This is a genomic window from Paraburkholderia humisilvae (assembly GCF_902859855.1).
GTDB classification, from domain to species: domain Bacteria; phylum Pseudomonadota; class Gammaproteobacteria; order Burkholderiales; family Burkholderiaceae; genus Paraburkholderia; species Paraburkholderia humisilvae.
The window spans coordinates 259,276-270,125 of record NZ_CADIKH010000007.1 but is presented as its reverse complement, the minus strand read 5'-3'; the positions used below and the strand labels follow the sequence as shown (position 1 = coordinate 270,125).

At 65.5% G+C, this 10,850-nt stretch carries 6 protein-coding genes; 1 reads left to right on the top strand and 5 read right to left on the bottom strand.

All coding sequences use genetic code 11. From position 1 onward, the window contains the following. On the top strand, positions 1 to 1,066 hold a 1,066-nt coding region (locus HV796_RS09655), incomplete at its 5' end, for a DUF6537 domain-containing protein (RefSeq protein WP_343052866.1). Between the two features lie 29 nt (positions 1,067 to 1,095). On the opposite strand, the gene HV796_RS09650 is transcribed toward HV796_RS09655, so the two are convergent. From HV796_RS09650 to HV796_RS09630, 5 genes are all read right to left on the bottom strand, one after another. After that, complete coding sequence (locus tag HV796_RS09650) at positions 1,096 to 1,839, bottom strand: copper homeostasis protein CutC (RefSeq protein WP_175226241.1); 744 nt, start codon at positions 1,837 to 1,839, stop codon at positions 1,096 to 1,098. A 35-nt stretch (positions 1,840 to 1,874) separates the two neighbouring features. Beyond that, the gene (locus HV796_RS09645) at positions 1,875 to 3,152 is read right to left on the bottom strand and encodes a sensor domain-containing phosphodiesterase (RefSeq protein WP_175226240.1); all 1,278 of its coding nucleotides are present in this window, start codon (positions 3,150 to 3,152) and stop codon (positions 1,875 to 1,877) included. Between the two features lie 359 nt (positions 3,153 to 3,511). Further along, complete coding sequence (locus HV796_RS09640; RefSeq protein WP_175226239.1) at positions 3,512 to 4,816, bottom strand: solute carrier family 23 protein; 1,305 nt, start codon at positions 4,814 to 4,816, stop codon at positions 3,512 to 3,514. A 369-nt stretch (positions 4,817 to 5,185) separates the two neighbouring features. Next, on the bottom strand, positions 5,186 to 5,815 hold the full coding sequence (locus tag HV796_RS09635; protein WP_175226258.1) for a DUF2239 family protein: 630 nt from the start codon (positions 5,813 to 5,815) through the stop codon (positions 5,186 to 5,188). 61 nt (positions 5,816 to 5,876) lie between these two features. Further along, the gene (locus HV796_RS09630; RefSeq protein ID WP_175226238.1) at positions 5,877 to 10,835 is read right to left on the bottom strand and encodes a response regulator; all 4,959 of its coding nucleotides are present in this window, start codon (positions 10,833 to 10,835) and stop codon (positions 5,877 to 5,879) included. Positions 10,836 to 10,850 lie beyond the last annotated feature (15 nt).

The window sequence follows — 10,850 nt, the reverse complement described above, 5'->3', positions numbered from 1 at the left end:
ACGGCTCTCGTCATGCGATGCCCAGGCATTGGCGACGCGTTTTCTCGGCGATACGATCGGCGCGAACATCCTGATGCTCGGCTTCGCGTGGCAGCTCGGGCTCGTGCCCGTATCGTTCGCGGCCATGATGCGCGCGATCGAATTGAACAACGTCGCGGTGCAGATGAACCAGCTCGCGTTTTCGATCGGGCGGCTGGCCGCCGCCGACCCCGCGTCGCTCGAAACGTTGTGGCAGCAACGGCATGCGGGCGCGGCGCCGCAGCCGGTCGCCTCGTTAGCCCCTGCAACCGCCGCCGTCGATCGCGCGAACACGCTCGACGCGCTGATCGCCGATCGCGAGGCACGGCTCGCCGCCTACGGCGGCCGTCGCGATGTCACGCGCTACCGCGCGCTCGTCGATGCGGCACGTCGCGCGGAAAGCCGCGCACTCGGCCCGTCAGGGCGATCGGGCGAGCGTGTGACCCGGGCCGTCGCGACGACCTTCTATCGCCTGCTCGCGGTGAAAGACGAATACGAAGTGGCACGGCTCTTTGCCGATCCCGCATTCCGCGCGGCACTCGAAGCGCAATTCGAAGGCGTCGCGGGCAAAGACTTTCGCGTGAAGTTCAATATGGCGCCGCCGGCGTTGTCGCGCACGGCCGGCGGCGGCGCCGCGAGCACACAGCCACGCAAGCGGACGTTCGGACAATGGATGTGGCCGGTGCTGCGCATGCTGGCGGCATGCCGGCGCCTGCGCGGCACGCCGCTCGATCCGTTCGGGCGCACGGCCGAGCGCCGCATGGAGCGGCAACTCGCCGACGACTATCAGACGACGCTCGAACGCGCGCTGACGATCCTTACCGTCGATAACGCAGACGGCATCGCGAAGCTGGCGGACCTGCATGCGCGCGTGCGCGGCTACGGTCACGTGAAGCTCGCGAATCTCGCGGCCGTGAAGCGCAGCGAACGCGAACTGGCTGCACGCCTCGCGCTCGACGCGGTAACCGGCGCGGCGGTGCAGCACGCGCTCGATCAGGCGAAGGGCGCAGGCGCGTTAAAGGGAATTCCGGTAATCGTCGCGCGGTGAGAGCAGGAGCGGGTGCTGATGCCACGTGCTTATACAGGCGCGTCGGCCGCGGCATCGAGTAACGCCCTCACGCGCGCGACCTGGTCCGCATCGACTGGCGCGGCGCCATGGCCGCCGACGCGCACGCCGCTGCCGAAATGCACCGCGCGCACGCCGGTCGCAGCGATAAAATTCGCGAGCGCATCGACCGTCAGCCCCGCGCCCGCCAGCACCGTGCAATGCGTGCGTTGCGTCTGCGCGACCAACGCACGGATAGTCGGCTCCGCGTGCAACACCGACCGCGCGCCGCCTGAAGTCAGCACATTCGTCACCGATTCAAAACTGAGCAGCACGTCGAGCGCGCGCGGCAAATCGCGCGCTTCATCGAACGCGCGGTGAAAGGTAATCGGCAATCCGTCCGCCGCATCCACCACGCGCGCAAGCGCGCCGCGATCGATGTCGCCCGCTGGCGTCAGCATCCCGATCACGATGCCATGCGCGCGCGCCGCCGCGATCGCGCGCACGTCGCGCAGCATGACCGCATGGTCGTGCTGATCGAACACGAATGAACGGCTATGCGGCCGCACGATTACATTCACCGGAATACGCACCGCTTCACGTACCGCTTCGACCATGCCGATGCTCGGCGTGAGGCCGCCTTCGCCGAAGGCGGTGATCAGTTCGAGCCGATCCGCGCCGGCCTGCGCGGCGGTTTGCGCATCGGCGACCGTCGTCGCGATCACTTCGAGCAGGATGCGCGTTTCAGCGCGAGGTTGCGCAGCAGATTCGGGCATGGCACCCACATGTCGTTGTCGAAAACGACATGATGTCAGAACCGCTCGTCGTCGAACCAGTCGATGTCGCCGCACAGCACGCATGTGCGGTCGGCGATGTGCGTCGCGACCGACAACGTCACGCACGGAACCGCTTCGTTGATCGACAGATAGGGCCGCGTCACGTGGACGCGCCCCGGCTCCGCAATCGCGGTGCGGAAATAAGGACGCCTGAGCCAGTTCGCGCCTTGTGCGTCGGTCAGCGGCAGATAGCGCGTCTCGTGCGCGGCGCGGTCCGCGCGCAGCACCACGTTGCGTCCGGCCTGCCGCCCTTTCGCATCGAGCAGATAGCAGCGCGCCGCATCGTCGAGCGCAAGGAAGTTCCAGCACACTTCATCGAGCGGCTCGCCGGCCGCAAGCCGTTCCGCCGCGCGCTCGAACGCGCGCAGATACGGCGCGAGCCGGTTCGCCATGCGCCGCTCGCGGGCATCGACAAGCGACTGGTGGCGCTCGCTGAGTTCGCCAATACACTCGGCGGCGTGTGCGCTATCCGCCAGACCCGGCGCCGGACGGCCAAAAAAGAAGCCTTGCACGAAGTCGGCATCGCATGAAAGCGCCATATGCGCTTCATGTTCGGTCTCGACCCCTTCGATCAGCACCAGCTTGCCCGCCTCGTGCAGCAGCGCGACGAGGCCTGGCAGAATCGCGGCGACATCCGCGCGGTGCGCAGCATGCGACAGCATGATGCGATCGAGCTTGACGATATCCGGGTTCAGTTGCCAGATGCGCTCGATGTTCGAGTGTCCGGCGCCGAAGTCGTCGAGCGCGATCAGAAAACCGCGCTCGCGAAACTGGCGTACCGCTTCGGCAAGACGTTCGACATCGTCGGCGCTCTGCTCGAGCACCTCGAGCACGATACGCCGCGGCGACAGGTCGAGCCGCCGCAGATTCGCGAGCAGCGACGCCGAATGATAAGGATCCGTCAGCGCACCCGGATGCACGTTCAGAAACAGCCACTCACGCTCGGCGCCCAGCATCCGGAAGTTTTCCATATGCAGCACTTGCGCGAGCCGGTCGACGTGCAGCACATCGCCGACCCGAGCGGCTTCGCCGAATACATCGATAGGCGAAACGGCGCGATCGAACGGATCATGCGCGCGCAGCAAACCTTCGTAGCCGACCGCACGCATATGCGACAGGCTGAAGATCGGCTGGAACACACTCGTCAGCGTAAGCCCGCTGTGTTGCACCGAGTAACGCTGCAGCCCCGAGGCCACGCTTAATTCGAATCCATGCGGCGCCGCGGCCGTTCTTTCCTGTTGCGCTGTGGTCATGCGTTCCTCTCACGCGAGAGCGAAGCCGCATCCGTGGCGGATGCGATCCGCAGGCCCCGTTCTGAAATGTGCGATATCCCCCGGTGTTAAGCAAGCTCCATGCGCACGCTAGAGCACGATCGCGCATGCTTTGCGATGAGGCTTGCACCGGTCACAAGGTTCGCGTGTCGAGCATGGGGCGCGACGCACTGCGACGGTGCGTCGCGCGGACTCGATGGATCGGCTCGTACTGCCGCTTGGGCGCAAGCACGCTTATCTCTACAGCTTAGGCAGGCTATCGCAGGCAGCAACCAGGGATCGCGACAGGATCGACGCTGCCGCAACGTAAAGAGACTAACGAGACGCGTGTAGGTGAAACGTCAGACCACCGGCCCCTGCGCCGGCTTGCGGCTTAGCAATGCATAGAGAATGATCGCCCCGAACGTCGCGGTACCGATGCCGCCGAGCCCGAACGCACCGAGCTTCAGCGAGAAGTCGCCGGCGCCGAGCACGAGCGTCACCGCGGCGACGATCAGATTGCGGTTGTCCGAAAAGTCGACCTTGTTGACGACCCAGATGCGCGCGCCGGTCACCGCGATCAGACCGAACACGACAATCGATACGCCGCCGAGCACAGGCCCAGGGATTGTCTGAATCACAGCACCGAATTTAGGAGAAAAACCGAGGACCAGTGCAATGACCGCGGCCATCACAAACACGAGCGTCGAGTAGATCTTCGTGACCGCCATCACGCCGATGTTTTCTGCATACGTGGTCACGCCGGTTCCTCCGGCGAAGCCGGAGACGACCGTCGCGAAGCCGTCGCCGATGAACGCGCGGCCGATATAGCGGTCGAGGTTTTGTCCGGTCATCGCGGCCACTGCCTTGATGTGGCCGAGGTTCTCCGCGACCAGAATGACCGCGACCGGCGCGAGCAGCGCCATCGCGTGTGCATCGAACGCCGGCGCCATGAAGTGCGGCAGCCCCCACCATTGCGCGTGCGCGACGGTTGAGAAGTCGATCGGTGCGCCCATGCCCAGGCCGTTGGCGACGATTGCATAGATCGCATAGGCGATCAGCAGCCCGACGAGAATCAGCAGACGCTGCACCATGCCATGCGCGAACACCGCCACCGCGCCGACGCATACAACGGTGACCAGCGCCATCCATGAGTCGAACGCCGTTGCACTGACGCTCCTCACCGCGATCGGCGCAAGGTTCAGACCGATCACCGCGACGATCGAGCCGGTCACGACCGGCGGCATCAGTGTTTCGATCCAGGCGGTGCCCAATGCCGCCACGATCGCACCGATGATCATGTACACGACCCCGCACGCGATGATCCCACCCAGCGCGATCGGAATATTCAGGTTCGGCCCGTGCCCGGTGTAGCCCGTCACCGCGATCACCAGCGCGATAAACGCGAAGCTCGACCCGAGGTAACTAGGCACACGCCCGCCGGTGACCACGAAGAACCACAACGTGCCGATGCCCGACATGAAAATACACAGATTGGGATCGAAGCCCATCAGCAGGGGCGCCAGAACGGTCGAGCCGAACATCGCGACCACATGCTGAACACCCATCGCGAACATCTGCGGCAACGGCAGCCGCTCGTCGGTCGCGATCACGCGGCCGTCGCTTCGTGGCTGAAGGCGCCAGCGGGGAAAATAGGAATCGGCCATGGCGGGGTTCTCCTCTATACGACGTGGATATTGGTCTGGTTATCGCTTATGCAGCGTCGCTTAAGCGTCGATCGGCCGCATCGGACGGCTGAACTACGCGCGAGTGTACGGAGAGGCAATTCCACTGACAAGGCAAGCAATCCCGCGTTGCCTCGGATCGAAGTCAGCGAGGCGCCTGATACAACCGCGCGATACTTAGCCACTTACGGATCGGATTGGGACTAGTCTGATTATCGGCATCAAGATGCGCTACTACACTGCCCTTTGCTGCGCGACCCCATCAATGAGTGGCGTAAGCGATGTTGTAACTCTCCGACTTCCCGCTCGCACTCCCCGGTGCGAGCGGCTTTTTTTCGCTTTTACGCCGTATCACGCCGCTTCGCAGAACGCAGCGGCGGCGAGCTTTCTCGCATGTGCACGGATGTCCGCGGGCCAGCCGTCGGTCATTCGCTCGAAGCGCGTGCGGTTGTTTGCGTAGAGCGCGCGTGTCGCTTCCTCGTAGTCCGGCAGATTGCCGCCGATCGCCGTCATGAAGCGGTCCGCCGCCTCGCGCGCGCGCCGCACCCGCTCGTTATCCGAACCCACCAGACGGGCCGCCTCGACCAGCTTGCGCAGCGCAACCGACGCGCCGCCTGGCTGGCCATTCAGCCATTCCCAATGACGCGGCAGCAGCGTCACTTCGCGGGCGATCACGCCGAGTCTCGGCCGGCCGCGTCCGCGTGTTGGCTGGCCTTGGGAATGGTCGCCGTCGGCGACGCCGGTCGCAGCGCCGGGGACAGCATCCGCGTCGTGCCCCGCGAGCCGGGCAAGCACATCGTCGACGCTGCCGCGCAGATCGAACTCCACCGGGCGGCTCGTCGCATCTTCGAATACGAGGATCGGCTCGCCGCCCGCGCGGTCATGCGCGCGCTTGACCGCGACAGCCACATCCTTGAACCGCCCGGACGCAATGCGTCGAACGCCTTCAAATGCGGTGCAGGTTGCCGTGTGCGTGACCATATCGAACGTCTCCATGAGTGAGTCGTTCTAATTTTACCCGGGTATAAAATAGAATGCAATATTACCCGGGTAAATCTGGCGACTCCCTGGACACGCAGGTGCGCAACGCGTTGATCAGATCGAGCGGATCGTACGGCTTGCGCAAATGCAACGCGCCACTCAAGGCCGCTTGCTGGTCCGGCGCCAGTTCGACCGGATAGCCGCTCACGAAGATCACACGCAAATGCGGCTGACGCCGCATTGCTTCGAGCGCGAGATCGATGCCCGAGCGGCCGGCAAGCCCAATATCGGTGAGCAGCACGTCAACCGGTTGCGCGGCGATCACCCGCTGCGCATCGTCGCTGCCGCCTGCCTCGAAAATGTCGAGCCCAAAGGTGCGCAGCACTTCGGCGGTACTCGCGCGCACCATTTCATCGTCTTCGACGAACAGGATGCGCAGCCCGCGCACCGCATCAAACGTTTCATTGCGGTGCCGGTCGACCAGCATGACGGTCTGCGAATCTTCCGCCTGCAGCGTCGGCAGACCGGCGCGCTTCGCGCCCGGCGCCCGCAGCGTATGGCGAATCTTCCGCGCGAGCGCTTCGTGCGTGTACGGTTTGCTCAACAATTCGACGCCCTCATCGAGGCGCCCCGCGTGCACGATCGCGTTGTCCGTATAGCCCGACGTGAACAGCACCGCCAGCGCAGGCTGCCGCTCGCGCGCCTTGCGCGCAAGTTCGGTGCTGCGCAGCGCCCCCGGCATCACCACGTCGGTAAACAGCAGATCGATCGGCACACCGCTTTCGACGATCGCCAGCGCGCTTTGCGCATCCTTCGCGCGCAGCACGTGATAGCCGAGGCTGGACAACATTTCGACGACGGTGGTGCGCACGTCTTCGTCGTCCTCGACGACCAGAATCGTTTCCGCGCCGCCCTTCACGGGCCCCACATCGATGTCGGTCTCGAGATCTTCCTGCTGGCGCATGCGCGGCAGATAGAGGCGGATCGTCGTGCCGTGGCCCAGCTCGCTGTAAATCTTCACATGGCCGCCCGACTGCTTGACGAAGCCGTACACCATGCTCAAGCCCAGGCCTGTCCCCTGGCCTTCACGCTTGGTCGTGAAGAACGGCTCGAACACGTGCTCCTGCACCTCGGGCGTCATTCCGGCGCCGGTGTCGGTGACCGCGACCATCACATATTGCCCCGGCAGCACATCGGCGTGGCGCTTCGCATACGCGTCGTCGAGCGATGCGTTGCCTGCTTCGATCGTCAGCTTGCCTTGACCGTCCATCGCGTCGCGTGCGTTGATCGCGAGATTGAGCAGCGCGTTTTCGACCTGGAACGGATCGACGAGCGTATTCCACAGGCCGCCGGCCACGATCGTCTCGATTTCGATGCCGTCGCCGAGCGCACGCCGCAGCATATCGTCGAGGCCGCGCACGAAGCGCCCGAGATTCACGACCTTCGGCGCGAGCGGCTGACGCCGTCCGAACGCGAGCAGTTGCGACGCGAGCTTCGCGCCGCGCGCAACGCCGGCCAGCGCATTGCGCACCCGCTGCGCGGGCCGCTCGGAACCCGCGACGTCTTGCGCGAGCAGTTGCAGATTGCCGCCGACCACCTGCAGCAGATTGTTGAAGTCGTGCGCGACGCCGCCCGTCAGCTTGCCGATCGCCTCCATCTTCTGCGCGAAACGCAGCGCCTCTTCCGCGTGCCGCAGCGCTTCCTGGGTTTCGCGATCCGCGGTGACGTCGCGGCCCACACCGTGAATCCGTTCGGTATCGGGGTCGAGCGCGAGCGTCCAGGCAATCCAGCACCATGTGCCATCGCTGCGCCGCAGCCGGTTCTCGTATCGAACCGGCGCACGCGTCACATGCAGATCGTGAATCCGCGCGTTGACGAGTTCGAGGTCGTCCGGATGAACCAGATCGAAGTACGACTGTGTCGTCAATGCCCATGCGGGCTGCCCAAGCACGCGGCTCCATGACGGACTCACGCGCTGCAACGCGCCGTCGAGGTTCGCCACCACCAGCAGATCTTCGCTGAGCTCCCACAAGCGGTCGCGATCCGCAACCGCCTCGGCGACGCGCACTTCAAGCGTTTCGTTCAGGTTGTGCAGCGCGGCTTGTGCTTTCGAGCGCGCGGCGATCTCATCCTGCGCGGCCCGATAGAGCCGCGCATTGTCGATCGCGCTCGCCGCCTGCGCGGCAATGGCCGCGAGAAAACGTTCGGAGCGCGTCGTAAAGATGCCCGGCTTCGGGTGGCCGAAGAACAGACCGCCCAGCACTTCGCCGGTGCGTGACACCACCGGCGCCGCGAGATAACTGGTCACTTTCAGATGACCGGGCGGCATTCCGTAGTACGGCTCGCTCTGGCCGTAACGCGGATCCTTCGTGATGTCGTCGGAACGCACGATCGCCTCGCCGTTGAAGGTCGGGGCGAACACCGCGGTATTGCGCGGCATCGGAAACTTCGAGAACGTATCTTTCGGCACGCCCGACAGCGTGTACAGCGTGTAGCGGCCGCCGTCCTGGTCCTGCACGTTGTAGAAAAACGAGCCGAACGCGGCGCCGGTCAACTCGGTCGCCGCATCGGTGACGATCTGCACCGCGCGGTTCAGATCGAGCTCTGCCGCCACCGCGGTGCCGACCCGGTTCAGAATTTCGAGCGTGCGCGTTTCGTCGGCAAGACGCTGCCGCGATTCGTGACGCAGCCGCGCGAGCTGCAGATTGCCGGCCACACGCGCAAGCAGCTCGCGGGCGGAAAACGGCTTGGTCAGGTAATCGTCGGCGCCGGATTCGAGACCGCCGACCTTCGCTTCTTCGCCCGCGCGCGCGGACAGCAACAGCACAGGCGTCTCGCGTAAGTGCGGGTCCGCGCGCAGTTCGCGCAACAGCCCAAAGCCGTCCAGGCGCGGCATCATCACGTCCGACACGACGAGGTCCGGGACCGCCGCGCGGATCGCGTCGAGCGCCGCGACGCCGTCGTCGGCGACCTGTACGTCGTGCCCCGCCGCGCTCAGGATGCGGCGCATATAGTCGCGCAAGTCCGCGTTATCGTCGACCACCAGCACGCGCGCCGCGCGGCCGTCGACTGGCGCCGCGCGGTCGAGTGCCTCGGCGGCCGCGCGCCATGCGTCATCCGCTTCGAGATCGGGATCGACAATGCTCGCGCCGTCGGGCAGCCAGCGCAATGCGGCTTCGACATACGATTGCGCCTGCTTGCTGCCGGCCACGGAAATCTCGCGAGCGGCGACATCGGGCGTCGCCGTCGCCGGCACCGCGCGGTCGCCGCACGCAGGCATCGCGATCGTGAAGCAGGTGCCGATGCCCACCTTGCTGTCGACGCGAATCGCGCCGCCATGCAACCGCACCAGTTCCTGCACGAGCGCAAGACCAATGCCGCTGCCCTCGACCGAGCGGCCGGCTGCGCCTTCGACGCGATGAAAGCGCTCGAAGAGGCGCGGCAGTTCGTCCCCGGGGATACCGATACCGGTATCCGACACGCACAGTTCGACCTGATCATCGGCAACCGGCTTCACGCTGACAGTGATCGTGCCCGACAGCGTGAACTTGAACGCGTTCGACAGCAGGTTCAGCACGATCTTTTCCCACATGTCGCGGTCGATGTCGACGAGGCGCGGCAACGGCGCGCATTCGACGACCAGCGTCATGCCTGCGGCCTCGACCGTCGAGCGGAACAGCGACGCAAGCTCGGCGGTGAACGCGGCGAGATCGCTCGGTTCGCGATGAATCTGGATACGGCCCGCTTCAAGGCGTGAAAAATCGAGCAGCGCATTGACGAGCTTCAAAAGCCGCAGGCTGTTCCGATGCGTGACTTCGATCAGACCACGCCGCTCATGCGCGGCCATTTCGGCGTCCGCGAGCAGTTCTTCGAGCGGGCCGAGCATCAGCGTGAGCGGCGTGCGGAACTCATGGCTGATATTCGAAAAGAACGTGGTCTTCGCGCGATCGATCTCGGCCAGCGCCTCGGCACGCCGACGCTCTTCCTCGTACGCATGCGCATAGCCGATCGCGCCGCCGATCTGTCGCGCGACGAGGTTCAGGAACGCGCGATAGCTGTCGTCGAACAGGCGAAACGGATTCAGACCCACGATCAGCACGCCGCCCCGCCCGCGCTCGCCGCTCGGCTGCACCGGCAGCACCGCCGCCTGGCCCGGCTGCTGCGTCCAGGGGCCGCTCGGCAGTGGCGGCATCGAATCACCGAAACGTTCGGCCAGACCGGTCACGACCTTGATGATCTGACGGCGCTGCACCTCGGCGAACGGCCACACCGGATGCCTGTCGGCATGCATCGACTCGGGCGCGGCCGCGTGACCCGCGGCGATGCCGCACGCACTGGTCAGCGACACGCTCGCGCTGCCCGCTTCGCCCGAATAGAACATCGCGAACGGGATATCCTGCGGATCGGTCGCGAGCGCGCGCATGCTGAACTCGCACGCCTCGAGCCACGTGCGCGCATGGGTAGTCGACGCGCCGATCTCGCGCAGCAGCGCCAGTTGCCGCTCGCCGATCACGCGTGCGGTGTCGTCGCTGTTCGCGCAGATGATGCCGCCGGTGCCGCCGTGGTCGTCCGGAATCGGGCTGTACGAGAACGTGTAGTACGTTTCCTCCGGGTAGCCGTTGCGCTCCATGATCAACAGCTTCTGCTCGGTATACGTGCCTTCGACGCCGGCGAGCGCCTTGTCAAGCAGCGGCCCGATTTCGTGCCAGATCTCGCGCCAGACCGTCGACGTCGGCTGCCCGAGCGCGACCGGATGCTTACCGCCGATGATCGACTGGTACGGGTCGTTATAGAAGAACAGCAGATCGGGTCCCCAGCCGACCCAGATCGGCTGGCGCGACATCAGCATGATGCGGATCGCGGTCTTCAGGCTTTGCGGCCAGCGCTCGGGAGAGCCGAGCGACGTTTTCGACCAGTCCAGCGCGGCGATCAGCGCGCCCATCTCGCCGCCGCCGCGCAGAAACGCGGCCGCCGCGCCCGCCCGTTGCGCGCCCGCCGCCGTCGAGTTGTCCGTTTTCATCAACGCCTTCTCCTG